Origin of the sequence: Pseudoalteromonas sp. SG43-8, assembly GCF_014164245.1 — a bacterium.
Lineage (GTDB): Bacteria > Pseudomonadota > Gammaproteobacteria > Enterobacterales > Alteromonadaceae > Pseudoalteromonas > Pseudoalteromonas distincta.
In genome coordinates, this window is the sequence record NZ_JACJEX010000002.1 from 232,107 (window position 1) to 256,748 (window position 24,642).

Annotated in this window: 22 protein-coding genes and 1 other RNA gene; 17 read left to right on the forward strand and 6 right to left on the reverse strand. The window is 40.3% G+C overall.

Annotation, left to right across the window (positions count from 1 at the left end; translation table 11 throughout):
- Positions 1–16: 16 nt before the first annotated feature.
- Positions 17–874, forward strand: a complete 858-nt coding sequence (gene rsmI / locus H5122_RS06290) for a 16S rRNA (cytidine(1402)-2'-O)-methyltransferase (RefSeq protein ID WP_024595588.1) — start codon at positions 17–19, stop codon at positions 872–874.
- Positions 875–915: 41 nt separating this feature from the next.
- Positions 916–1,293: RNase P RNA component class A (rnpB, locus tag H5122_RS06295), an RNA gene on the forward strand.
- A 74-nt stretch (positions 1,294–1,367) separates the two neighbouring features.
- Here rnpB and H5122_RS06300 read toward each other — a convergent pair.
- Entirely contained in the window at positions 1,368–2,447 is a 1,080-nt protein-coding gene (locus H5122_RS06300; protein ID WP_182681703.1) for a mechanosensitive ion channel family protein, read from the reverse strand.
- 135 nt (positions 2,448–2,582) lie between these two features.
- Here H5122_RS06300 and H5122_RS06305 point away from each other — a divergent pair, with 135 nt between their 5' ends.
- Positions 2,583–3,536: a YihY/virulence factor BrkB family protein gene (locus tag H5122_RS06305; protein ID WP_182670939.1), complete on the forward strand. Its 954-nt coding sequence runs from the start codon at positions 2,583–2,585 to the stop codon at positions 3,534–3,536.
- Here H5122_RS06305 and H5122_RS06310 read toward each other — a convergent pair.
- Together H5122_RS06310 and H5122_RS06315 are read right to left on the reverse strand one after the other, a co-directional pair.
- On the reverse strand, positions 3,512–4,420 hold the full coding sequence (locus H5122_RS06310; RefSeq protein ID WP_182670938.1) for a LysR family transcriptional regulator: 909 nt from the start codon (positions 4,418–4,420) through the stop codon (positions 3,512–3,514). The two genes, H5122_RS06305 and H5122_RS06310, sit on opposite strands and share 25 nt — an antisense overlap.
- Positions 4,421–4,508: 88 nt before the next feature.
- Positions 4,509–7,613, reverse strand: coding sequence for an EAL domain-containing protein (locus H5122_RS06315; RefSeq protein ID WP_182681704.1), 3,105 nt, complete (start codon positions 7,611–7,613; stop codon positions 4,509–4,511).
- Between the two features lie 201 nt (positions 7,614–7,814).
- Here H5122_RS06315 and H5122_RS06320 point away from each other — a divergent pair, with 201 nt between their 5' ends.
- Together H5122_RS06320 and H5122_RS06325 are read left to right on the forward strand one after the other, a co-directional pair.
- Positions 7,815–8,657, forward strand: a complete 843-nt coding sequence (locus H5122_RS06320; protein WP_182681705.1) for a pirin family protein — start codon at positions 7,815–7,817, stop codon at positions 8,655–8,657.
- Positions 8,658–8,678: 21 nt separating this feature from the next.
- Positions 8,679–9,653: a glutathione S-transferase family protein gene (locus H5122_RS06325; RefSeq protein ID WP_182681706.1), complete on the forward strand. Its 975-nt coding sequence runs from the start codon at positions 8,679–8,681 to the stop codon at positions 9,651–9,653.
- Between the two features lie 3 nt (positions 9,654–9,656).
- On the opposite strand, the gene H5122_RS06330 is transcribed toward H5122_RS06325, so the two are convergent.
- The 3 genes from H5122_RS06330 to H5122_RS06340 are packed head-to-tail and all read right to left on the reverse strand — an operon-like array spanning position 9,657 to position 10,701.
- Positions 9,657–9,899, reverse strand: a complete 243-nt coding sequence (locus tag H5122_RS06330) for a hypothetical protein (RefSeq protein WP_182681707.1) — start codon at positions 9,897–9,899, stop codon at positions 9,657–9,659.
- A 1-nt stretch (position 9,900) separates the two neighbouring features.
- Entirely contained in the window at positions 9,901–10,356 is a 456-nt protein-coding gene (locus tag H5122_RS06335; RefSeq protein ID WP_024596382.1) for a hypothetical protein, read from the reverse strand.
- 6 nt (positions 10,357–10,362) lie between these two features.
- A complete protein-coding gene (locus H5122_RS06340) occupies positions 10,363–10,701 on the reverse strand; it encodes a hypothetical protein (RefSeq protein WP_002957982.1) in 339 nt (112 codons plus the stop codon).
- A gap of 496 nt (positions 10,702–11,197) precedes the next feature.
- Between H5122_RS06340 and mraZ the strand changes: the two genes are divergently transcribed.
- From mraZ to H5122_RS06400, 12 genes are read left to right on the forward strand one after another with little or no spacing between them, the layout of a single operon-like run.
- Complete coding sequence (gene mraZ / locus H5122_RS06345; RefSeq protein ID WP_007582904.1) at positions 11,198–11,656, forward strand: division/cell wall cluster transcriptional repressor MraZ; 459 nt, start codon at positions 11,198–11,200, stop codon at positions 11,654–11,656.
- A gap of 28 nt (positions 11,657–11,684) precedes the next feature.
- The gene (gene rsmH / locus H5122_RS06350; RefSeq protein WP_024606338.1) at positions 11,685–12,623 is read left to right on the forward strand and encodes a 16S rRNA (cytosine(1402)-N(4))-methyltransferase RsmH; all 939 of its coding nucleotides are present in this window, start codon (positions 11,685–11,687) and stop codon (positions 12,621–12,623) included.
- Positions 12,620–12,946 (forward strand): cell division protein FtsL, encoded by a 327-nt coding sequence (ftsL, locus tag H5122_RS06355; protein WP_002957986.1) that lies wholly within the window; start codon positions 12,620–12,622, stop codon positions 12,944–12,946. Before rsmH ends, ftsL begins: the two co-directional genes overlap by 4 nt.
- Positions 12,943–14,760 (forward strand): peptidoglycan glycosyltransferase FtsI, encoded by a 1,818-nt coding sequence (locus H5122_RS06360; RefSeq protein WP_002957987.1) that lies wholly within the window; start codon positions 12,943–12,945, stop codon positions 14,758–14,760. The genes ftsL and H5122_RS06360 overlap by 4 nt, the downstream gene beginning before the upstream one ends.
- Positions 14,753–16,231: a UDP-N-acetylmuramoyl-L-alanyl-D-glutamate--2,6-diaminopimelate ligase gene (murE, locus tag H5122_RS06365; RefSeq protein WP_182681708.1), complete on the forward strand. Its 1,479-nt coding sequence runs from the start codon at positions 14,753–14,755 to the stop codon at positions 16,229–16,231. The genes H5122_RS06360 and murE overlap by 8 nt, the downstream gene beginning before the upstream one ends.
- Positions 16,228–17,610 (forward strand): UDP-N-acetylmuramoyl-tripeptide--D-alanyl-D-alanine ligase, encoded by a 1,383-nt coding sequence (murF, locus tag H5122_RS06370; RefSeq protein WP_165743106.1) that lies wholly within the window; start codon positions 16,228–16,230, stop codon positions 17,608–17,610. Before murE ends, murF begins: the two co-directional genes overlap by 4 nt.
- Positions 17,610–18,692: a phospho-N-acetylmuramoyl-pentapeptide-transferase gene (gene mraY / locus H5122_RS06375; RefSeq protein ID WP_002957990.1), complete on the forward strand. Its 1,083-nt coding sequence runs from the start codon at positions 17,610–17,612 to the stop codon at positions 18,690–18,692. The genes murF and mraY overlap by 1 nt, the downstream gene beginning before the upstream one ends.
- Positions 18,693–20,027, forward strand: a complete 1,335-nt coding sequence (murD, locus tag H5122_RS06380; RefSeq protein WP_182681709.1) for a UDP-N-acetylmuramoyl-L-alanine--D-glutamate ligase — start codon at positions 18,693–18,695, stop codon at positions 20,025–20,027.
- A complete protein-coding gene (gene ftsW / locus H5122_RS06385; RefSeq protein ID WP_024606332.1) occupies positions 20,024–21,199 on the forward strand; it encodes a cell division protein FtsW in 1,176 nt (391 codons plus the stop codon). Before murD ends, ftsW begins: the two co-directional genes overlap by 4 nt.
- Complete coding sequence (gene murG, locus H5122_RS06390; protein ID WP_024596376.1) at positions 21,196–22,272, forward strand: undecaprenyldiphospho-muramoylpentapeptide beta-N-acetylglucosaminyltransferase; 1,077 nt, start codon at positions 21,196–21,198, stop codon at positions 22,270–22,272. The genes ftsW and murG overlap by 4 nt, the downstream gene beginning before the upstream one ends.
- Positions 22,273–23,724, forward strand: coding sequence for a UDP-N-acetylmuramate--L-alanine ligase (gene murC / locus H5122_RS06395; protein WP_039485322.1), 1,452 nt, complete (start codon positions 22,273–22,275; stop codon positions 23,722–23,724). It abuts the gene before it with no gap.
- A complete protein-coding gene (locus tag H5122_RS06400) occupies positions 23,721–24,641 on the forward strand; it encodes a D-alanine--D-alanine ligase (RefSeq protein WP_182681710.1) in 921 nt (306 codons plus the stop codon). Before murC ends, H5122_RS06400 begins: the two co-directional genes overlap by 4 nt.
- Position 24,642 lies beyond the last annotated feature (1 nt).

Sequence of the window (24,642 nt, forward strand, 5' to 3'; positions counted from 1 at the left end):
GACGCAGGAGACCTCAATGTTAAATGAGGAGAATTCACAGAAAATTGGCACTCTTTACATTGTTGCCACCCCAATTGGCAATTATGACGACTTAAGTCACCGTGCCATTGCGACATTATCGCAAGTTGACTTAATAGCTGCTGAAGACACTCGCCATACCGGCAAGCTACTTAGCCACTTTGGAATTAAGGCAAAAACGTTTGCATTACACGACCACAACGAAAAGCAAAAAGCACAGCAAATTATTGATCAACTTAATCAAGGTTTAAATATTGCTTTAGTATCTGACGCTGGTACACCGCTAATTAGTGATCCAGGCTACGCTGTGGTAAATCTATGTCGCGAACAAGGCGCTCATGTTACACCTGTTCCAGGTGCATGTGCTGCAATTACAGCCGTATGTTGTTCAGGCTTACCAACTGACCGCTTTCAGTTTATTGGTTTCACGCCAGCTAAAAGCAAAGCTCGCCAAGACTTTTTTACCGAAGCTGTTAACTCAGGCATTACCAGCATAATGTACGAAAGTACGCACCGTATTATGGCAAGCCTTGATGATTTAGCACTAGCCCTTGGTGATGAGCAGCAAGTCGTGTTTGCTAAAGAGCTAACCAAAACCTTTGAAACATTTTTTAATGGTAGTGTAAGTGAGCTTAAACAATTTTTAACTGATGATCCTACCAAGCAGCGCGGCGAAATAGTGCTGATGCTTGCGGGTAAACCAAAGCAAATAGACGATGTTCCGCCAGAAGCGCGCAAAATGCTGGCACTTCTTGAAAGTGAAATGCCAATGAAAAAAGCCTGTGGCGTTGTAGCCGAATACTTTGGTATGAAGAAAAACGCTTTATATAAAACAATTATTGAAGAAAAAGAGTAAATTTTACTGCGCTTAGTATTAGCCTCATGTATACTGCGCGCCGAGTCAGCCAAGATGATCGCTGCCTGTGACGAAAATGATCAGGGGGAGGAAAGTCCGGGCTCCATAGGGCAGAGTGCCAGCTAACGGCTGGGGGGCGTGAGCCCACGACAAGTGCAGCAGAGAGGAGACCGCCAATCTCGATTGGTAAGGGTGAAAGGGTGCGGTAAGAGCGCACCGGGCCGCTAGTAATAGTCGGTTGCAAGGTAAACTCCACTCGGAGCAAGACCAAATAGGGTTCTATCATTTTAAATAATGAACGCGTGGCCCACGTGAGAACCGGGTAGGTTGCTTGAGCCATAGAGCGATTTATGGCCTAGACGAATGATTATCACTTTCTTCGGAAAGGACAAAACCCGGCTTACCGGCTGACTCACTCATTCAATAAAAAGCCCGCAGTTAACGCTGCGGGCTTTTTTGTGTCTAAATTTTAGTTAATACAACTTCAGCATCTTTAAATAATATTTTTACCTTGTTCTGGATCGCGAGATTGCTCTGCTTGTTCACGTATTTCGTCAGTATCACTGCTCACATCATCAAGTGTTTTAGTTTGCTCAACAGTTTCACTTTTTTCGCTTTGCACTTGCGGTGGTTGTTTTTCCTCTAAACTAGAAACATTTTCACTAGGGTCGGTGAGTATAATTCTTTCTCGTGCGTCATCAGGCATGCTGATGTTTTGTTTTGTGAACTCATTGACTAATTCGCGCATAAGCTGGGAAGCTACTTTTAATGGACTGTGCTGCTCGCTATTAACCCAAAAATACAAAACGAAATTAATAGTAGATGAGCCTAAGTTTTTTATTAAAACCTGCGCAGGTGGATCGCTAAGCACCGCATTTTGTTGATTGGCAATATCTAGGGCGAGGGTTTGTGCGCTGCGTATATCGTTATCATAGCCAATACCAATTTCTACTTTTCCGCGCATTTTTGGATTGGCAGTCAGGTTTTTAATAGTATTTTTATATACCGTCGCATTGGGTATTTGAATATGATTGCCATCGTAATCAACAAGTGTGGTTGCTCTTGCGGTTACTTTTTTAACAACACCTAAACGATTGTCTACTTCAATTACATCGTCGATTTTAAAAGGCCTTTGTATGCTCAGTAATAAACTGGCGATAAAATTCTCAGCTATGTCTCTAAAGGCAAAACCTAATATAAGTCCTATTAGTCCCGTTCCACTCATAATGGCAACAGCAAACTCGGTAAGCCCTGCTAAGCGCAGGAATAAGTACACGCCAAATAAAATAATTAAAGTGCTTATACTGCGCCTAACAACTAGATGAACTAGTTTACTGTCAGTCATGTAGTCAATAGGTTTTATAAGCAATCGAGAAAGTGGCCCTGCAATTAAATAGCTTAATGCTAAAAGTATTATACCGAGTAATAGTGTGGGTAATATTTGCGCTGTTGCATGAAGTAATTGCACAGCTTGTTCATGAAAAAACTGCCACGTAAACACATCGCCTTGAAAACTTTGTGTGCTGGGAAGCGTATTGTTTAAAGCTATAATGTTTGATTGGCTACTAGGCATGGCTTATCGTCCGTATTTGGTTTTTATAATCGTTAATATTAGGTAACAGCAAGTTTAGTACCAAATACTTTATTTAACTTGGCAAACATTTTGCTGTAGTGCTGTAGTAATGTAATACAAATATTGAGGTTTAGAATGAAAGAAGCTAAACGAGGACAGCAAGCTGAGCAGCCTGGTCATATCCCTTTTATAGGTTGGTGGGATATTGTTAAGCGCATTTTTAAGCAAATGAGTGAAGATAACTTATCTATAGTGGCAGCGGGTGTGGCATTTTATGCGTTACTTGCTATTTTTCCGGCCATTGCGGCGATGGTATCTGTGTATGCATACTTTTCATCCCCTGCAGATATAAGTGATCATTTAAGTAAAATAGTTACTTTGCTCCCACCAAGTACCAGTGAACTAATCTTATCTCAGGTTTCTAGCCTTGCAAAAACATCAAGTGCCAGCTTGAGCTTAAGTGCAATTGGTACGCTTATACTTACCATTTGGAGTAGTTCTAAGGGCAGCCAAGCACTTATTACTGCGTGTAATATTAGTTATCGTGAATATGAAAAACGTTCATTTTTTAAAGCTCAATTAGTACGCTTTTTATTTTCGGTAGGGGCGATTGTTGTCGCAATTTTTGCGTTATTAATTATTGGTATTTTACCTATTGTGCTTAATTTAGTGGGGCTAAAAGAAAGTATAGATTTATTAATTAAACTCATCTCTTGGCCATTATTAGCTTTTACCTTTAATTTTGCATTGGTACTTTTATATCGTTATGCCCCACACCGTAAACCGGCCAAATGGCGTTGGATCACTATGGGTTCGTCTATTGCTACTGTACTTTGGATTTTGGCATCTATAGGTTTTTCTTTTTATGTGTCGCGTTTTTCTAGTTACAACGAAACTTACGGCTCACTAGGTGGTGTAGTGATCATGTTGATGTGGTTGTACATCAGCGCTTATATAATCACATTAGGTGCTGTTATTAATGCAGCTACTGAGCAGCAAACAGGTAAAGACAGTACTATAGGCCCAGCTAAAGAGCGTGGGCAGCGAGGCGCCTATGTGGCAGATCACCTCGATGTAAAAAACGAATAGCTAGCTAAGTTAGTGAGAGCCGTAAGCTGCTCTTTAAACTCTTGTGCTGCAGGACCAAGCCTGTCGTTGTCGTTGCACATTAAATATAAATTAAGGGTACGGGTTGTACCTTGGTCTAAATTAAGTGGGATGAGCGTTTTATCTTCAATTAAATGTGCTATTTGTGTTTTTGGCAGCCAAGCGTAACCCAAATTTTGACTAACCATATCAATAGAGTTGCGTAAATGGCTGACTGTCCAGCGCATATCAGCACCTAACCAGCCATCATTGTGACTGGTGTGGGTTGCTGAGTCGCGAACTACTATTTGCCGGTGTAGCTTTAAATCGCGAAAGTTGAGTTGTTCAGTTTGTTGGTGTAATACATGGTCTTTATGCGCAACGGCTATAAACTCTATATCGCATAACGTACTGCAACTAATTCCATAGATAGGAATTGATGAAATGGCTAAATCAACCACTGAGTTATGTAGTAATTCGTTTGCACCGGTTAGCACGCTTTCTACTAAATCAATCTTTAAAAGCGGGTAAAGTTCACTCGTTTTAGCAAGTGCCTGGTATAAAATGGTGTGTGGAAAAACTTCATCAACAGCTATTTTTAATGTGCTTTCTACGCCTTCGCTTAGTGTGCTCGCTACCGATTCTATTTTAGTTGCTTCTTCAATTAAAAATTCAGCTCTGCGTAAAATTAGTTTACCGCTATCGGTTAAAAATGCTTTACGACCTTTTACTTCAAGCAACTTAATTTGCAAGGCGGCTTCAAGTTTTTGAACAGCATGGTGTACGGTTGACTGACTTTTATGTACAGCCGCACTTGCGCCTGCAAATCCGCCGTGATCCACAACCGCTTTAAACATTCGCCATTGCTCTAATGTTGCTTTTGCCATTTTTAAATCCTGTTACTACTTATATCTGATTGCTTAACTTGACCGCGCAGACGCATTATTTATTGCGTAACAGTAATTTTTTGTTTATTTATTTTAATAAAGCGACTTTTTTATCAGATAGAAGTGCCATAAAGCTGCTTTTATTTAAAGGTCTTGAAAATAAATAACCTTGTCCGTAATCACATCCGGCTTTAAGTAATAGCTGCATTTGTAATTTAGTTTCAATTCCTTCGGCGATTACTTTTAAGCCCAGTTGATGCGCCATAACAATTATTGCTTCACACAGTGCAAGTTCTTGACTGCCTACTTGGATATTATCAACAAAACGTTTATCTATTTTTAAATAATCGGTATCCATTTCTTGTAAGTAAGCGAGCGACGAATATCCGGTGCCAAAATCATCAAGGGCAAGCTGCATACCTGATTTTACTATTTCTTTTAAGCGACGTTGCGTTAATGCTTCGGGGTTAATCATTAGGCCTTCAGTTATTTCTGCCACAATTGAGGATGCAGGTAATTTTGCAGCTTTTAGCATATCGTACCATTCATCTATACCACTCTCTGGCGTGGATAACTGCACTGGCGACACGTTTACACTTATTTGAAAAGTGTCATCGGTTAGGGTTTTTATATCGTTAAGCGTTTGCAGGGTTTGAGCAAATACAAATTGGCCAATTGCATTTATTTGCCTGGTTTCTTCAGCAAGTGAAATAAATACGACAGGGCTAATTAGGCCTTTTTCGGGATGTTGCCAACGAATAAGTGCTTCAGCTTTATGAATATGTAAATCATTCAAAGCAACAATGGGCTGATAAAACAATTCAAATTGTTCAAGTTCAATGGCACTTCGTAAGTCTTTTAATAGCACCATGCGCGCGTGTGCATATTCGCGCATGTCAGCAGAGAAAAACTCAAAACAGTTACGACCATTACTTTTTGCTTTATACATAGCCTGATCGGCTGCTTTTAAAAGCTGTTCAGTATTTTCACCATCATTAGGGGCGCATGCTATGCCCATGCTGGCGCTAATAAATAACTCTTCGTTTTCAAGATGCAAAGCCGACGATAGGCTAAGCAAAATATTACTGGCAATTTGATTAATATGACGCGTACTTTTTATACGATTAAACACAATAACAAACTCATCACCACCAATACGTGCCACAAACTCAGCATTTTTTGCCGACTGAACTATGCGTTGCGATACGAGTTTTAATAAGTTATCGCCATAGTGATGGCCTAATGTGTCATTAATATCTTTAAAGTGATCTATATCTAAAAGCATGACAACCAATTGATTGTCGGGAGTAACAACATTTGAAAATCGTTGATTTAATCGCTCCTTTAACTCTAAACGATTTGGTAAGTCAGTTAGGTGATCATAGTGGGCTTGTCGCCAAATTGTTTCATCGGCTTGTTTTTTCTCAGTGAGGTCTGTAAATATCGCGATTCGACGAATAGGTGCGTTGTTTGTATCATAAACCGTATCGATTGTGAGCCACTCAGAGTAAAGCTGCCCGTTCTTTTTACGGTTAATAACCTCGCCTTGCCAGCGGCCTGTTTGCTGTAATTCAGACCACATTTTATTGTAAAAATTCTTATCATGTTTTCCTGATGAAAGAATTGAAGAGGAGCGCCCAATAACTTCTTCTTTATTATATAAAGTCGTTTTGCAAAACGCAGGGTTTACATCAAATATTATACCCGCTGGATCGGTGATTGCCATGCCTTCACTACTGTTGTTATATACTAGCGAGGCAAGGTGGAGTGCTTCTTCATTTATTTTTCGTTGTGTTATATCTCTTAGCACAACAACGTATTCATTTTTACTTTGCATTGCACTAATACGCGCTTCAAAGCTGCGTTTAGGATCTGATTTTTCGAGTGTAAATTCTAAATTACTCGAAACATCAAGCTTAGATAACTGCGATAACAAAAGCTGCACATTGTTGTGAGAAAGTATTGATGATAAATGAGGTACTGCAGTGCTGTTTGGGTTTACTTGAGGCTTAAATTGTCCCGTTATGTTGAGAATATCGCCATGGATGTTAATTCTAACGTAACTGTCGGGTAGAGTATTAAGCAAGCTGGTAAGCTCATCGTGCTTGTTTTTTAAATTAGCCTCGGCTGTTAACCTGGTTTGCGCCATTGATTTAAAGCGCTGATAGAGAGTATTTAGCTCTGGATTATTTGGCTGTATTTTTTGTGACGGCATTTCGCCCTTAGCCAACACGTTTGTTGCATTTGTTAGATTATTAATTGGGTCGATAATGCTGGTTTTAAGCAGCTTACGTGCAATTAAACATAGCACTAGCAGTGATAAAATAAACACACCAATCGCTATAAAAAAATTATTATTTATTTGCTTTAAAGCATGTGTAATAGGAAGTGCAATATGTATATTTAAGCTGTTATTACTCGGATCTTTATAAATAATAGAGTGATGAAGCATTCGATCTTCACCCTTGATAGATTTTATTTTTGTTGATGCCTCATTATCAATCGAAGAATCAGTTGCTAATAAAGTCTTTGCAATATTATCGCCAAGGGCTGCAGTTGTTGGTGGGTAACGCGCTAAAATTTTTCCATTAGAATCAGCGATTGCAGCAATAGAGCCAGGTGGCAGTTCAATATTATTAAAAGCATTGTTCCACCAGTCAAGCGCAACAACGATAACTACAACGCCCTGAATTACATTTTTTTTATTAATGATAGGTAACGCAAAGTTAAGGGTGTTTTTTTGCAAGTTTCTATCGTGCTGAAAATAACCTACTGACAATTGGTTACTTTTTAAGGCATTTTGAAAATACGCACGATCTGCAATACTTATTGTTTTGGTTAATCCGCTTGTTGTACACATAACAATGCCATTTGGATCTATAATCCCTATATTGGCAACATGGGCATAAATAGCTCTAAATTGATTAAAATAATTAGGGCATGACGTTGCTAAATTTTCTTTCTTACTTTCCTCTTTAGCCAAATAACGAGCTAAACGGTCAATATCATCGACTAAGTGCTTTTGCTGTAAAATTAATTGCTTAGCAATGTTTTCTACTTTTTTTTCACTTTGCTCAATAGAGTGGTGGCGTTCAAGCAGCAGAGTAAAAATAATTACAGCGGTGCCCGGAATACTTAGCAATATAAGCAAACGATAAAGCTGATGTTTGAGAGAATAAGTAAAAATAACCATTCCTTAATTTCGTATTTTGCAATAACAATTGTAGCCAAATTCACTCCAAATAACCATAGTAATTATAAGGTTGAAAATGTAACCAATGAATCAATGTCGTTCTATTTTTTAGAACCTTAAGCTCGATTTAAAGACATAGTTGTTTTGTTTAATGAATGATTTAATAGCCTCATAAACTTATTCTTTAGAGTGAATTAAAAAATGGAAATATCAAAAATACTTACAGCTTATGCAACTCAAGATGGCGATGGCGTGAACATTAGCCGTATACCTGGGTTTGATGGTAAATATTTAGATCCATTTTTGATGATTGATGAACTTAAGTCAGATGACAAAAAAGATTATATGGGAGGCTTTCCTGAGCATCCGCACCGAGGAATTGAAACGTTTACTTATATTCTAAAAGGTGGCTTTGAACATCGTGACCAAATGGGTAACAAAGAAGCAATTAAAGCAGGCGATGTGCAATGGATGAGCACAGGGCGCGGCGTCATGCACAGTGAAATGCCACTCGCTGATGCTATAGATGGTCTGCATGGCTTTCAAATTTGGATAAACATGCCAAGCGCAGAAAAAATGCGTGATTCACGTTATCAAGATACGACTAAAAACCCAGCTCCTAGTTTTACAAATACGCAAGGCGTGACGTTAAAAGCACTTGCGGGATCGTGGCAGTTCGAAAGTGAAACGCTTGCAAGCGAGCTGCAAAGTTTAGCTGCTAATGCGGCGCTCGCTGATATTACATTACCTGCTGGTAAAAGCACTTATTTAGAGCCTCTTAGCCAACAAAAAGTAATGCTTTATATTCATAGCGGCTCACTAATAATGAGCGACAATCAAACAATACCAGCGGGTAAGTTACTTATTTTAGAACCAGGCAGTGATATCAATATTAGCTCTGAGCACGGCGCTGGTGTTTTGGTTTTAGCAGGCGATCCACTTAATCAGCCGATTGCTCATATGGGGCCGTTTGTAATGACGACGCAAGCAGAAGTACAGCAAGCAGTGCGTGATTATCAAAACGGCGAATTTGGCAAAATATAACGGTATTTTTAGGAGAGTTTTATGGGATTATTAGTTAACGGTCAATGGCAAGATAAATGGTACGACACTGGTTCAAGTAACGGTAAGTTTGAACGCGAAGCGGCGCAGTTACGTCACTGGGTAACTGTTGATGGTAGCGCTGGAATAACGGGCGAGGCCGGTTTTAAAGCACAAGCGAACAGGTATCATTTATATGTATCACTTGCGTGTCCTTGGGCGCATCGAACGCTTATATTTAGAGCGTTAAAAGGACTGCAAGATTTAATTACGGTGTCGGTTGTTAGCCCTGATATGCTTGATAGTGGTTGGGCTTTTGATACGCAAAACCACAGTACTGGTGATGCTTTATTCAATAGTAACTACTTACATCAAGTGTATACAAAAAATAATCCTAAGTATTCCGGGCGAGTCACCGTCCCCGTATTGTGGGATAAAAAGCTAAATAAAATTGTCAGTAATGAGTCTGCTGATATTATACGTATGTTCAATAGTGCGTTTAATGAGCTGACAGGTAATAACGATGACTACTACCCAGAGGCACTACGACCAAAAATTGATGAATTAAATGCGTTGATTTATCCAAATATAAATAATGGTGTTTATCGTACGGGATTCGCAACAACTCAAGATGCATACGAAGAGGCGTTTAACGATTTATTCAAAGCACTCGATAAAGTAGAAGGGATACTGAGCAAGCAGCGTTATTTAACAGGTAATAGGCTCACCGAGGCAGATTGGCGACTATTCACTACACTCATTCGGTTTGATAGTGTGTACGTTGGCCATTTTAAATGTAATTTACGCACAATTAAAAGCTATCCAGCATTAAGTGGATACCTTAGGGAGCTATATCAAGTTAAAGGAGTGGCTGAAACAGTTGATTTTTATCATATTAAGCGTCATTACTATTTTAGTCACACAATGATCAACCCAACACAAGTCGTGCCAAGTGGTCCAAGTATTGATTACTTATCTGATCACGGTAGAAATGTTTAGCGCTTAAGCTATCAAGTTCACTAGCCAGCCATATTTTCTTACGAAGCTGGTTTCGCTTTTACCCGCTTGCACTGCTGCACCTGCGATAAAGGCACTTGAAAGCCCAACTTTGGTTACGGCAAAACGCTTTAGTCTATATTGGAACGCTGCATGATGTTGGCGTTTCAATTCACTGCGCGTATCCATTTGCCTACTTAGAGCATCAACGTTTTCATTAGGTGCTTTAATTAAGTAGTTAACTAACATACTAATTTCCTTGTAGGTTAAATAGCTGCTTTAAACTTTTAAGCGTTTTACTAAAGCCAATTTTATTGCTTAAGTAAACTGTATTTTTCCAAAGCCATATTAAACAAGCAACTTGTAGCAAAGTAGCTGTTGCTATACTTAGCCATACCGACCCAAAAACATCGTATACACCGTATCCAACAGCACCTAGAAATCCTGCCCACAACAAAACCAAACCACTGGCAAAGCATCCTAAAAATATAGTGATCAATGCAAGCGATCTAAGCGATAACCGCCATTCAGCTTTAGCAAGCTGGTGGGTGATCTTTCCTTGAGTTTGGTAATCATCCTTGAGCTGCTTAGAATACTCTAAAAGCATTGCAACATGATCTTGCCAATCGTCCTTTTGGCTATGTTGCTCAGTAGTTTGGTCTTGCGCATTACCATCCTTGGTTGCTGTTGTTTGTGGGTTATTCATCACTAATTACTTACGACGAAGTAGTGATGTGATTAGCATACCCGCAGCAAAAGCAATACCCGCAGTTGCTAATGGATTTTCAGAAGCAAAAGCACGAGTTTTTGCAGTACATTCGCTTAGTTTTTCACGTGCGATAAGTTGTTTTTCGCTCAATGCATCTGCTGAGCTAGAAGCTCCTTTACGCACACTGCTTTCAGCTGTTGCAGCTTTGCTAGAAAGTGCATCTACAGCATCGTGCGCCGCTGATGTTGCTTTCTCTGTAAGAGGAGACTCAGTATTTGTTAGTTTAACGTCAGGCTTAACATCTGAAGTTGTATTTGGTTTCGTATTCGTTGCAGTAGCCATAATCAATCCTTAATAAGTTAAAAATTTAAATAGTGATTTAGATAATGCAATGATTAAACCAAACTTGTTATTTATTTTAACTGACTGAATTTGATAGGTTTTGTTTGTGTTTTTTAATTTTTGATAATTAGTATTTTAAAATAAACAGTAACTATTACTACACGGCTAGGTAAATTTTACAAAGAGGATAAAAACGCCTTAAAAATTGTAAATATTCATTGGTTATTCAGTAAGCAATGCATGTAAACAGAAAGTTATAAAAGCAAAGCTGATATTTTTCTTTACCCCAATCCCACTTTTTCCCACGTAATTCAAACGCTTCGCTTGAGCCCTTATTTTTTCTAGCTTTGAGACTCACTAAAGCTGGTCAGCTTACTTGACAAAATGGCTTGTCAAGCCCTAAACTGGAGCACTGTGGTAAAAAGTGGTTTTTAGTGGATCTCATTGGATAAAATAAACAAAAAATTGAATAAAACAATTTCAAAGTAGGTTTTTTATGTTTCGTGGCGCGAGTTCACTGAGTTTGGATGATAAGGGGCGTTTTGCGGTACCGACAAAGTACCGAGAATCTCTGTTGTCTGAAGATCAGGGGACAGTTATTTGTACCGTCGCATTAAATGAACCGTGTTTATGGTTATATCCATTAGCTGAGTGGCTCGAAATAGAAAGCCGTTTAGCGAAAATATCTAATATGAATCCACGAGCTCGACGAATGCAACGTATGTTGCTAGGTAACGCTACAGAGTATCAACTTGATAAAAATGGTCGAATTTTGCTTGCGCCGTCATTACGTGCCCATGCATCTCTTGGCAAAAAAATCATGCTGGTTGGTTTGATGAATAAGTTTGAAATTTGGGACGAGGCGCGTTGGCACGAGCAAATGCAGCAAGATACTGAGCTTGAAAGGCTTGGTGATTTTGAACCTAACCAAGATTTAGATAATTTTACACTCTAACGGCACAAAAAAAGGCACACAATAGCTAATGACAGCTCAATTTGAACACGTATCCGTATTAATGGATGAGACCATCGATGCTCTTGCAATTAAGCCAGACGGTATATACATGGATGGTACATTTGGACGTGGTGGCCACTCTGGGCAAATTTTAGCACGCCTTGGTGATGAAGGTCGCCTGCAAGCAATTGACCAAGATCCACAAGCAATACAATCAGCTGAAAAATTTGCTGATGACCCACGTTTTGCAATTGCACACACTCGCTTTTCAAACTTATACGAAGTAGCACAGCAAAACGATCTAATTGGTAAAGTCGATGGCATTTTATTAGACATTGGTGTTTCGTCACCACAACTAGATGACGCTGAGCGTGGCTTTAGTTTTATGAAAGACGGCCCACTCGATATGCGTATGGACCCTACAACAGGTCGCAGTGCAGCACAGTGGTTAGCAGAGGCTGAGTTGGATGATATTACCCACGTAATTAAAAAATTGGGCGAAGAAAAGTTTGGTAAACGCATTGCACACAAAGTACTTGAAGTTCGTGAGCACACGCCAATCACAACTACCAAGCAGCTTGCTGACCTTGTTGATGAAGCTGTACCGGTAAAAGATAAGTTTAAACACCCAGCTACCCGTACTTTTCAGGCTATTCGTATTTACATTAATAGTGAGCTTGAAGAAATTCAAACTGCGCTTCAGTCTGCAGTTAAAGTGCTAAAGCCAGGCGGACGTTTAGTGGTGATTTCGTTTCATTCTTTAGAAGACCGTATTGTAAAACAGTTTATTAGAAAACAGAGTAAGGGAGAAGCATTACCCAGAGGTCTGCCTTTAACTGATGCACAAATAAATAAAAATCTGACGTTAAAAGCAGTGGGTAAAGCTATTAAGCCAAGTGCTGCAGAAGTAGAGCGTAATCCACGTTCTCGTAGTTCTGTACTTAGGATTGCACAGAGGTTGGGATGAGTAAAAAAGCGAGCTATCGGCAACCTAATTTATTCTTTGAAATATTAAAAGGCCTAGGAGCTAATAAGCTAACCTCGGCCTTGTTGGTTGTGATATTCGCTTCTAGTTTAGCTGTTGTGCAAACAACCCACTTAGCTCGTGGCCAACTTATACAGCAAGATCAATTATTACAAGAACGCGATGAGCTCGATTTAGAGTGGCGCTACTTACTTGTTGAAGAAGAATTTTATTCGCAACATGCACGCATTGAAGAAGTAGCTACATCACAATTGAAAATGAAAAGACCTACGAGTCAAGATGAGCAGGTAATAATAGTACAATGAGAAATAGAGGCAAAAAACCAGTCACTAATTTAATCACATGGCGCTTTATGCTGGTGTGTGCAGTTGTGTTTATGGTGTTTGTAACACTCGTATCTCGCGCTGCTTATTTACAAGTAATAGAACCTGATAAAGCACGTTCAGAAAGTGACAAACGTACCGTGCGCGTTGAAAAACTACATGTGCAACGCGGGATGATTTTTGACCGTAATGGTAAAGAGTTAGCGGTAAGTGTGCCTGTTGTAAGTGTATATGCTGATCCTAAAGCATTGCACAAGTCGCTAGTCTCTAAAGTAATTAAACAAGCACGTAAAAGCGGCGAAGATCATTTATCTTTAGCTGAAAATACCGCCGAGCTTGATAAGCGTACTGCACTTTATTATAAAAACGATTTACGCTGGCGTGAGCTTGCAGATGTGCTGCGTATTGATCCTAAGAAGATTAACTCTCGACTTTTAAACGATCCCTCGCGTCGCTTTGTTTATTTAAAGCGCCAAGTTACTCCTGCTGTAGCAAATTATATTGGCGATTTACGCCTACCAGGTATTCATTTACTAGATGAATCTAAACGCTATTACCCCGCCGGTGAGGTTACCGCTCATGTTATTGGTTTTACTAATATAGACGGTAAAGGCATTGAAGGCATTGAAAAGCTATACGAAAACGCTTTAACGGGCGAGGAAGGCCGCCGCACTATACGTAAAGACGCACAAGGGCGTGAAGTAGAAGTGCTTGACGAGCGTGAGCGCGTAGAGCCAGAAAGTATAGAATTAAGTATCGACCAACGAATTCAAGCTATTGCCTACAAAGCTGTAAAATCAGCTGTACTGACTTACAAAGCCACATCGGGCTCAGCTATGGTAGTTGATGTTAAAACCGGTGAAGTGCTGGCAATGGTAAATAGTCCTTCATTTAATCCAAATAACTTAAGCGATGCTGCACCTCATAAGCGTCGTAATCGCGCAATTACAGATTTGTTTGAACCAGGCTCAACTGTTAAGCCTCTAGCCATTTTAGCTGGGCTAGACTACGGCGCTATTCAGGCAGATGACACGATTGATACCTACCCAGGTTGGATGCGTTTAGGTGGTAGTTTAGTTAGAGATACTCGTAATCACGGCGAACTAACACTGCGCGAAATACTAAAGTACTCCTCAAATATGGGGGTTGCGAAGGTTACTCAGTTAGTGCCTAAAGATTACCTTGTTGGCTTATATCAAAAAGTAGGCTTTGGCAGTGACACCGGTACTGGAATGGTAGGTGAAAGCAGCGGTTTGTTTTATCCAAATCGTCGTTGGTCTGACTTTGAAATTGCAACTTTATCATTTGGTTATGCAATTTCGGTAAGTACTGCGCAAATGGCGCGATTTTATACCATGTTAGGCGCTGGTGGAGTTAATCGACCACTGACTATTTTAAAGCAAGATAATATACCTGAAGGCGAACGTATTTTTAAACAAAAAGACGTAGAAGCCGTAGTCCACATGATGGAAAGTGTATTTGAAAAAGACGGTACTGCTCGCAACATAAAAGTTGATGGGTATCGTGCTGCCGGTAAAACAGGTACATCTAAAAAAGCCGTAGCAGGTGGTTATGGTGATGAATATGTAGGTTACTTTGCAGGTGTAGCACCGGCAAGTAATCCTCGTTTAGCCGTGGTAGTTATGATTAATGAACCAGGTGGTGATGTGTACTATGGAGGTGCCACCGCTGGCCCTGCATTTGCAGAAATCATCTCTAACGCATTAAGAATATTAAACGTAGCGCCTGACAAGGAAGAGGTTGCGTACGTACAAGGTAAAGATAACGATGCGTGATTTAAAGGATATTTTAAAATACATCGAAATAGATGCGCCCTCGCAACTGGTAAAGCATTTACGCCTTGATAGCCGTGAAGTAACGCCAGGGGATGTATTTGTTGCTATTAAAGGCCATACACTTGATGGCGGACAATTTATTAATAAAGCAATTGAAAATGGCGCAATAGCTATCATTGCTGACAGATTATGTGAATTTGAAAGCAGTTTTGAGCCACTGTATTTAGTCTCAGAGCTTGATAAAAAGCTTCCAGAATTAGCTAGTCGCTTTTATAGCCAACCAAGTCAGACTCTTGATTTAATTGGTGTGACAGGTACAAATGGTAAATCGACCACCACAGCAATGATTGCCCACTTAGCACAATTTTGTAGTACTGAGTCGGCTATTATAGGTACTTTAGGTTATGGCCATCCTGATAACTTAATTCCACTGATAAACACAACGCCTTCAACAGTTGATTTACAGCATATTTTGAGCGATTTAAATTCGCAGCATAAAAAGCTGGTAGCCATGGAAGTATCATCTCATGGGTTAGTGCAACAACGCGTTGCTAAATGTCAGTTTAAAGCGGCTGTGTTTACTAATCTTTCGCGCGATCACTTAGATTACCATGGTGATATGGCAAGTTACGGTGATGCGAAATTAATGCTTTTCCGTGATTTTGAACCGCAAGTTGTAGTGCTCAATCAAGATGACTTTCAAGCTGAGCAATGGCTTGAAAAGTATGACTTTAATAACCTAATTTGTTATGGCCGAAAAAACTTAGCTCCTAAGAATGCCCGATACGTTTATTTTTCTGATGTTGAATATTCAAGTAAAGGTATTTCGGCGCAGTTGTCGACAAGTTGGGGTGATATTTCAATTGAATCGCCTCTGTTTGGCGAATTCAACTTATATAACTTAACGGCCGCGATCGCTGCATTACTAGGGCTTGGTTATCCGCTTGAGCAATTAGTTTCAGGTTGTGCGCAGTTACAGCCAGTAGCTGGGCGAATGCAAGCTTTTAGTCAAGCTGGCATGCCAACGTGTGTTGTTGATTACGCCCATACACCCGATGCACTTGCACTTGCATTACAAGCATTGCAGTTGCATGTGCCAGGTGGCGTAAGTTGTGTATTTGGTTGCGGTGGCGACAGAGACAAAGGTAAGCGCGCATTAATGGCGCAAGCTGCTGAGCAAAACGCTAATAAAATTATTATTACCAGTGATAACCCTCGATCTGAAAATCCTGATGACATTATTGCAGATGTAGCAGGCGGTCTAACCCATCCACAAAATGCACATTTAGAGGCAGATAGAGCAACTGCAATTCGTTTTGCTATAGAAAATGCTACAGCTGATGATGTTATTTTGATTGCAGGTAAAGGCCACGAAGATTATCAAATTATAGGCGATAAGCGCATCGACTTTTGCGATCGCCGCTATGTACAAGAACAACTAAAAAAAGCAGTAAGAGGGATAACACAATGATCCCAATGGATTTTGATTGGTTAGCTAATGTGCTAACAACCGATTATCAAGGTGATAATCAACACGTGCTAAATATAAATACTGATACTCGCACAGTGTGCGATGGCGAAGTGTTTTTAGCACTTAAAGGGCCAAATTTTGATGGCCATAAATTTATAGCTGAGGCTAAACAAAAAGGCGCTATAGGCGTTATTGTTCAGCACAAAGTTGATGTAGATATTCCACAATTTATAGTAAGCGATACACGTATTGCACTAGGTACAATTGGCACCGCTGTCATGGCGCAAGTAGCGCCTAAAACAATTGCAATTACAGGGAGTGTAGGCAAAACCACCGTAAAAGAAATGTGTGCGGCAATTTTGTCGGTTCACGGTGATGTATTAGCTACTAAAGGTAATTTTAACAACGATATTGGCGTACCACTTACGTTATTGCGCTTAGAGCCTCAACATCGTTTTGCTGTTATTGAACTGGGTGCAAATCACTTAGGTGAAATTGCTTACACCACGGCAATGACAAAACCAGATGTGGCCGTTGTATGTAATGTTGCAGCAGCTCACTTAGAAGGTTTTGGTAGCTTAATGGGCGTTGCAAAAGCTAAAGGTGAGATTTTTGATGGCCTAAAAGATGACGGTGTTGCCATTGTTAATTGCGATAGTGAATTTAGCCAGTATTGGTTAGATAAACTTGAAGGGCGTAATGTTAAACGCTTTTCCACAACCGAAAAACTAGACATTTGGGCAGAGAACATCACGCTTGATGCCAATGCACGTGCAAGCTTTACGCTTTGCACTAAAAACAAGCAAGTACCTGTTACTTTGGCACTACCTGGTAAGCATAATATTAGTAATGCACTTATCGCTGCGGCACTGACCAGTGAATTTGATGTAACCCTTGAAGAAATAGCCAATGCACTTGCCACTATGGGTGATGTAAAAGGGCGCGTTAATTTAATTGAAGTGTCTGATTTACTCACTGTGGTTGATGATACCTATAATGCCAATGTTAAGTCGGTAAAGGCTGCGATTGACTTGTTAAGTGATATGCAAGGTCACCGCATTTTGGCACTCGGAGACATGGGTGAGCTGGGTGAAGATGCACGTAAATACCATCAAGAAGTTGGTGAGTACGCACTTGAGCAAGGGATTGATGAGTTATTTACATTAGGCGTGTTAAGTAAATACGCAAGCGATGTGTTTGAACTCCCTAATCGTCACTTTTCGAGCCGCGAACAGATGCAGCAAAAAATTCAAGAAAGCATTAATAAAGTGAATAAAAAAACAACAATAGTAGTGAAAGGATCGCGCAGTTCTCGCATGGAATTATTAGTAACCGATTTAGTTAATGGCCAGCAACAAGCCATCAATGGAGTATCATAATGTTAGTTTGGCTGGCAGAGTATTTAACACAGTATTTTAGTGGTTTTCATGTTTTTTCGTATTTAACGCTACGTGCCATTTTAGGTATTTTAACTGCGCTAATTATGTCTCTTTATTTGGGGCCTAAATTAATTCGTGGTTTGCAACGTATGCAAATAGGTCAAACAGTTCGCGACGATGGTCCGCAATCGCATTTGTCTAAGTCGGGTACACCGACAATGGGTGGCTTACTTATTTTAGCGGCTATTTTTACCAGCACGCTACTTTGGGCCGATTTATCAAATAAATATGTGTGGGCAACACTGTTTGTAATTGGCTCATTAGGTATTGTTGGTTTTGTTGATGATTACCGTAAAGTTATTCGTAAAGACCCAAAAGGTTTAATTGCTAAGTGGAAGTACTTTTGGCAATCGGTCATTGCATTAGTTGTAGCTACTGCTTTGTACTTTACTAGTGCTCAAGCATCTGAGACATCTCTTGTTGTTCCATTTTTTAAAGACGTATTACCGCAATTAGGTTTGTTTTATATTGTGCTTACGTACTTTGCGATAGTAGGTACATCAAACGCAGTAAACCTGACCGATGGCTTAGATGGCTTGGCGATTGTGCCAATTATTTTGGTGGCTGCGGCATTGGCAATTATTGCTTACTTAACAGGTAATATTAATTTTTCGGCTTACTTACATATTCCACATTTACCGCTAGCGAGTGAGCTTGTAGTTGTGTGTACTGCCATTGTGGGCGCAGGGCTTGGCTTTTTATGGTTTAACACTTACCCAGCACAAGTATTTATGGGCGATGTTGGCTCATTAGCACTTGGTGGCGCATTAGGTATTATTGCTGTTTTAGTACGCCAAGAGTTACTACTTATTATTATGGGTGGTGTATTTGTAATGGAAGCACTATCGGTAATATTACAAGTGGGATCGTATAAATTACGCGGACAACGCATTTTTAGAATGGCGCCGATTCATCATCATTATGAATTAAAAGGTTGGCCAGAGCCTCGCGTTATTGTGCGCTTTTGGATTATTTCTGTTGTGCTAGTGCTTGCTGGCTTAGCTACTTTAAAGATTCGATAAATGCAGTATTTAAACGAGATAAAAAACAAACAAATAACAGTGCTCGGACTCGGTGTAACCGGTCTGGGCATTGTGCGTTTTCTATTATCTCATGGCCTCGCCCCCAAGGTCGTTGATAGCCGAGTAACCCCACCGGGGATTGATTGGCTAAAAGAGCACGCGCCAAATCTAGATACCCACTTTGGTAATTTGGATGACGCAGAGCTTTGTTCAAACGATATGATTATTATAAGCCCTGGGCTTAGCTTAAAAATACCAGCTGTTGAAAATGCAATTAACGCAGGTGTTGAAGTGATTGGCGACGTTGAGTTATTTGCTCGTATTAATACAAAACCGGTTGTTGCTGTAACGGGCTCTAACGGCAAATCAACCGTGGTTACGCTTGCTTATGAAGTATTAAAAGAAGCCGGCTATAAAGTTGCTTTGGGTGGGAATATTGGCACCGCGGTGCTTGATTTGCTCAATGATGATTTTGATGTGTATGTGCTTGAGTTATCTAGTTTTCAGCTAGATACCACAACGAGTTTAAAACCTGTAAGTGCAACGGTATTAAATGTGTCAGAAGATCATCTTGATCGATACGACAGTTACCAAGCTTATATAGACTCAAAGCTAAGTATTTATGACTGTGCAGAGCTGATAGTTGTCAATGCCGACGATATTCAAACTCATCCAGTTGAGCGCGGTACAACCCCCCTAATCAGCTTTGGTGCTCAACAAGGTGATTACCATTTAGCGCAGCATAATGACGAAACTCATTTTATGCTTAAAGGCGATGCATTTTTACCTGTTGATACCCTTGCGGTAGTGGGTAAGCACAATTATTTAAATACGCTTGCAGTAATGGCGCTTTTAAGTCCGTTTGAAGTAAGTAAAGAGCAATATAAGAACGCGTTAGGTCAATTTAATGGATTGGCTCACCGCTGCCAATTTGTAGCTGAGCTTAAGGGTGTAAAGTATTTTAACGATTCAAAGGCAACGAATGTTGGAGCGACCATTGCTGCAATAGATAGTTTGGCTAGTGATGGTGAAAACCTGATTGTTATTGCAGGTGGCGATGCTAAAGGCGCTGATTTAAACGCACTTAAATCCTACATAGAACAGCATGTAAAAGCATTAATTTGTTTTGGTAAAGATGCAAGTGACTTAGCTGCGATTACCAATAAGAGCTATTTAACTAACAACATGGAAGAAGCCGTTGCTTTGGCCAACGTACTTAGTAGTACAGGCAATATTGTTTTGTTAGCACCTGCATGTGCCAGCATTGATATGTATAACAACTATATGCAACGTGGTGATGATTTTATTCAATGTGTTATGGCAGGGCAACTATGATTGCTTTTGCCGATATAAGAGATGCATTAACACCAAAACCTTCAGGTCAGTTGTATGATGTACCGCTGTTGTACTGCGTAATTATGTTAATTGGTGTTGGTTTTATCATGGTAACCAGCGCTTCAATGCCGACCGCTGAGCGGTTATTTGATGACCCATACCATATTACTATTCGCCACAGCATGTTTTTGGCAATGTCTTTTGTGCTTTTTTGGATAAGTGTTTGTGTGCCAATGGATTGGTGGAAACGATCCAACCCTTATTTATTAATACTAGGCATGGTGCTGTTAATAGCTGTATTGATTGTTGGGCGTGAAGTGAATGGTGCTAAACGATGGATACCTATTGGTCCTGTTGGTTTTCAGGTTGCTGAGGCCGCTAAATTATACTTTTTTAGTTATATTGCGGGTTATTTGGTAAGAAAACGCGAAGAAGTACAAGAAAATATTAAAGGCTTTGCAAAGCCAATAGCTGTATTTGCAGTGTATGCGCTGCTTATTTTGCTGCAACCTGATTTAGGCACAGTGGTTGTTATGTTTGTAACAACGGTTGGTTTACTGTTTTTAGCTGGCGCTAAATTATGGCAGTTTTTTGTACTTATTCTAACTGGCGTCGGTTTGGTTGTATTACTGATTATTGTTGAACCATATCGAATGGCGCGTGTTGTCGGCTTTTTAGACCCTTGGGATGATCCTTTTGGTAAAGGTTATCAGTTGGTTCAATCGCTAATGGCTTATAGCCAAGGTGGTTGGTTTGGCCAAGGCTTAGGTAACAGTGTACAAAAACTGCAATATTTACCTGAAGCGCATAACGATTTTATTTTTGCTGTAATAGGTGAAGAACTTGGTTTAATAGGCGTTGTAAGTATTTTAATGGTATTAGCTACTTTAGTATTTAGAGCGTTATTAATAGGCCAACAAGCGCTTAAGTGTGGCAAAGAATACGAAGGTTATTTTTCGTTTGCCATTGGTATTTGGTTTGCATTTCAAACCATGGTGAATGTAGGTGCGAGCGCGGGTATTTTGCCAACTAAGGGTTTAACCCTGCCATTTATTTCTTATGGTGGTTCAAGCTTGTTAATTATGACCATTGCCACGGGCATTTTATTGCGTGTTGATTTTGAAACCAAAATGGCAACCAAACAAGCCACCTCACGTGGAGGCAAGCGATGAGTAAAAAATTAGTAGTAGTGGCTGGTGGAACTGGCGGACACATTTTTCCTGGTATTGCAGTGGCTGATTATTTAAAACAGCAGGGCTGGCAAGTTAGCTGGATTGGCACACCAGATCGAATGGAAGCAAGCGTTGTACCTAAGCATAATATAGATATTGATTTTATTAATGTAAAAGGTGTTCGTGGTAACGGATTAAAACGTCTTATTAAAGCCCCATTCATGGTAGTTAATGCAGTATTGCAAGCGCGTAAGGTATTGAAAGAACAGCGTCCTGATGTAGTACTCGCAATGGGCGGTTATGTTACGGGACCAACGGGAATTGCCGCAAAGAGTTTAGGTATTCCGTTAGTTATTCACGAGCAAAACGCTGTAGCGGGTATGAGCAATAAACTGCTAGCTAAGGTGGCTACACGTGTATTAGCAGCATTTCCAAGTGCTTTTGCACAGGGTCAAGCCGAGCTAGTAGGTAACCCAGTTCGCCAAAGCGTTATGAATATAGCCAAACGCGATGTATCAAGCCCTATTAATATTTTAGTGGTAGGGGGCTCGCTCGGTGCACAAGTGCTTAATCAAACATTACCAGAAGCATTTAAAGTACTAAATAATACAGCTCCTATAAGCGTATGGCATCAAACAGGTAAAGGTCATTTATCTACTGTAGAAACAGCTTATAAAATGCATGGCTTTGCGGATGGTAATACAAAAATAGCTGAATTTATTGATGATATGGACGCGGCGTATAGCTGGGCTGATATTGTTGTTTGCCGCGCTGGTGCATTAACTGTTAGCGAAATTGCAGCAGCAGGTAAAATGGCTGTTTTTGTTCCTTTTCCACATGCCGTGGACGACCATCAAACAGCAAACGCACAATATTTAGTGATGGCTAATGGCGCATTATTAATGCCACAAGGGCAGTTTAATAAACAATCAATTGTTGAACTATTAAGCCCATATTTAGCCCAACCTTCATTAATTACTGAAATGGCTACAAATGCAAAAAAACAAGCCATTTTAGATGCCACAGCAAGCGTAGCAACGCACTGTGAGCAAGTAACAAATAAGAGAAAATAAGTGAAAGAAACGTCAGTACAAGAAAAACACACGCGCCCAGCAATGCGCCGAATAGAAACCATTCACTTTATTGGTATTGGTGGAGCCGGTATGGGCGGTATTGCTGAAGTACTCGCTTTTGAAGGCTACCGTATTACAGGTTCTGACATTGCTCATAGCGCTATGACAGATCGCTTAATTAAAGCCGGTGCTGAGGTATTTATTGGCCATCATGAAAATAACGTGAAAGATGCCAATGTAGTGGTTGTTTCAAGCGCGATTGATGAAACAAATCCTGAAATTATTGCAGCTAAAGCCGCAAGAATCCCTGTTGTGCGCCGCGCAGAAATGCTCGCAGAGCTAATGCGTTTTCGCCACGGTATAGCGATTGCGGGGACGCATGGTAAAACAACGACAACAAGCCTAATTGCAAGTATTTATGGACAAGCAGGGCTTGATCCAACTTTTATTATTGGTGGCTTGTTAAATAGCGCAGGTAGTAACGCAAAAGTAGGTAAAAGTGATTTTTTAATAGCAGAAGCTGATGAAAGCGATGCGTCGTTTTTACACTTGCAGCCAATGGTCTCGGTGATCACAAATATTGAAGAAGATCACATGGATACTTACGGCGGCAGTCTTGAAAAAATGAAAGACACGTATGTCGATTTCATCCATAACTTGCCGTTTTATGGTTTAGCTGTTGTATGTATTGATTCTGAAGTTGCAGCTGAGCTTATTCCGCGCTTTGGTCGCCCAGTTATTACGTATGGTGAATCGAAGGATGCTGATTATCGCATGAGCGACTTTAGCCAATCAGCTAATACGTGCACATTTACAGTAACTAACAAGCAAGGTGAGTGTTTAACTGCCACGTTGAATATGCCAGGTAGACACAACGCACTTAATGCAACCGCTGCGATTGCTGTTGCAAAAGATCAAAACATTGCGAATCATGCAATTTTAGAAGCGCTGCAGAAGTTTGAAGGCATTGGTCGTCGTTTTCAGCACTATGGTGAATTTGAAAACGAGCGGGGCAATGTGATGTTAGTTGATGATTACGGGCATCACCCTTCAGAAGTTGCAGCAACAATTGCAGCAGTGCGTGAAGGTTGGCCTGATAAGCGTTTAGTAATGGTTTATCAACCTCATAGGTTTTCTCGTACACGCGACTTATACGAAGATTTTGTAAAAGTACTTGCTGATGTAGATCAGTTGCTATTACTTGATGTGTACAGCGCTGGTGAAGATCCTATTGTAGGGGCCGACAGCAAAAGTTTATGTCGTAGCCTTCGCCAACGTGGCAAAGAGCCGCTGCACGTAGCAACAAATGCTGAGCTTGCAGGTGTTTTGGCCGCAAATTTACAAAACAATGATTTAGTATTAACCCAAGGCGCTGGTAATATAGGTCAGCTAGTAAAAACATTAGCTGCAACGGGTATGTCGATAGAAAAACTTAAGCAAGGTGAAGTATGACTCAGGTAAACACACAATTTGGTAAAGTAGCGGTACTGCTAGGTGGTAACTCAGCAGAGCGTGAAGTGTCTTTACGATCGGGTCAGGCTGTTTTAAAGGCGCTGCAAAATAGTGGTATTGATGCAATTGCATTTGACCCACAAAGTCGTTCTTTGTGGGAGTTAAAAGAATTAAATGTAGATCGCGTTTTTATTGCTTTGCATGGCCGTGGTGGCGAAGACGGCACAGTGCAGGGTGCACTTGAATTTATGAACTTGCCTTACACGGGCAGTAATGTACTAGGTTCAGCACTTGCTATGGATAAAGTACGTTGTAAGCACTTATTTAAATCAGCGGGTTTAAGCACTGCACCTTATACCGTAGTTGATGCTAAAAAAGGCTTTGATGCTAAAGCCATTATGAATGAGTTTAAAAAGGTAATGGTTAAGCCATCGCATGAAGGTTCAAGCATAGGTATGGCGCAAGCAAGTACAACACAAGAGCTTGAAGATGCACTAGCTAATGCATTTAAGTTTGATAACCAAGTACTTGTAGAGCAGTGGATCACGGGACGTGAGTTTACAATTACGGTGCTTGGCGACGATGTACAACCAGTCATTGAGATGACGACACCTAATGGTTTTTACGATTACCAAGCTAAGTATCAATCAAATACAACCCAGTATCATTGCCCTGCAGATTTATCAGAGCAAGATACTAAGTACTTACAAGCCATATCGCTAGATGCGTTTGATTTAGTGGGTGCAAGTGGTTGGGGTCGTGTTGATGCTATGCAAGACGAGCAAGGGAATTTTTACCTGCTTGAAGTAAATACAGTACCAGGCATGACTGAAAAGTCACTAGTACCGATGGCTGCAAAAGCGAACGGGGCAACTTTTGAGCAATTAGTTGTTCGCATTTTAGAGCAAACGCTTTAAT

Coding starts and splice junctions, on each gene's coding strand:
- H5122_RS06330 (WP_182681707.1), bottom strand. CDS start 9,899: ATGTTAGTTAACTACTTAATTAAAGCACCTAATGAAAACGTTGATGCT.
- rsmI (WP_024595588.1), top strand. CDS start 17: ATGTTAAATGAGGAGAATTCACAGAAAATTGGCACTCTTTACATTGTT.
- H5122_RS06300 (WP_182681703.1), bottom strand. CDS start 2,447: ATGCCTAGTAGCCAATCAAACATTATAGCTTTAAACAATACGCTTCCC.
- mraY (WP_002957990.1), top strand. CDS start 17,610: ATGTTAGTTTGGCTGGCAGAGTATTTAACACAGTATTTTAGTGGTTTT.
- H5122_RS06400 (WP_182681710.1), top strand. CDS start 23,721: ATGACTCAGGTAAACACACAATTTGGTAAAGTAGCGGTACTGCTAGGT.
- murF (WP_165743106.1), top strand. CDS start 16,228: ATGATCCCAATGGATTTTGATTGGTTAGCTAATGTGCTAACAACCGAT.
- murG (WP_024596376.1), top strand. CDS start 21,196: ATGAGTAAAAAATTAGTAGTAGTGGCTGGTGGAACTGGCGGACACATT.
- H5122_RS06325 (WP_182681706.1), top strand. CDS start 8,679: ATGGGATTATTAGTTAACGGTCAATGGCAAGATAAATGGTACGACACT.
- H5122_RS06360 (WP_002957987.1), top strand. CDS start 12,943: ATGAGAAATAGAGGCAAAAAACCAGTCACTAATTTAATCACATGGCGC.
- murE (WP_182681708.1), top strand. CDS start 14,753: ATGCGTGATTTAAAGGATATTTTAAAATACATCGAAATAGATGCGCCC.
- H5122_RS06315 (WP_182681704.1), bottom strand. CDS start 7,613: ATGGTTATTTTTACTTATTCTCTCAAACATCAGCTTTATCGTTTGCTT.
- H5122_RS06310 (WP_182670938.1), bottom strand. CDS start 4,420: ATGGCAAAAGCAACATTAGAGCAATGGCGAATGTTTAAAGCGGTTGTG.
- murD (WP_182681709.1), top strand. CDS start 18,693: ATGCAGTATTTAAACGAGATAAAAAACAAACAAATAACAGTGCTCGGA.
- H5122_RS06320 (WP_182681705.1), top strand. CDS start 7,815: ATGGAAATATCAAAAATACTTACAGCTTATGCAACTCAAGATGGCGAT.
- ftsW (WP_024606332.1), top strand. CDS start 20,024: ATGATTGCTTTTGCCGATATAAGAGATGCATTAACACCAAAACCTTCA.
- H5122_RS06340 (WP_002957982.1), bottom strand. CDS start 10,701: ATGGCTACTGCAACGAATACGAAACCAAATACAACTTCAGATGTTAAG.
- H5122_RS06305 (WP_182670939.1), top strand. CDS start 2,583: ATGAAAGAAGCTAAACGAGGACAGCAAGCTGAGCAGCCTGGTCATATC.
- ftsL (WP_002957986.1), top strand. CDS start 12,620: ATGAGTAAAAAAGCGAGCTATCGGCAACCTAATTTATTCTTTGAAATA.
- H5122_RS06335 (WP_024596382.1), bottom strand. CDS start 10,356: ATGAATAACCCACAAACAACAGCAACCAAGGATGGTAATGCGCAAGAC.
- mraZ (WP_007582904.1), top strand. CDS start 11,198: ATGTTTCGTGGCGCGAGTTCACTGAGTTTGGATGATAAGGGGCGTTTT.
- rsmH (WP_024606338.1), top strand. CDS start 11,685: ATGACAGCTCAATTTGAACACGTATCCGTATTAATGGATGAGACCATC.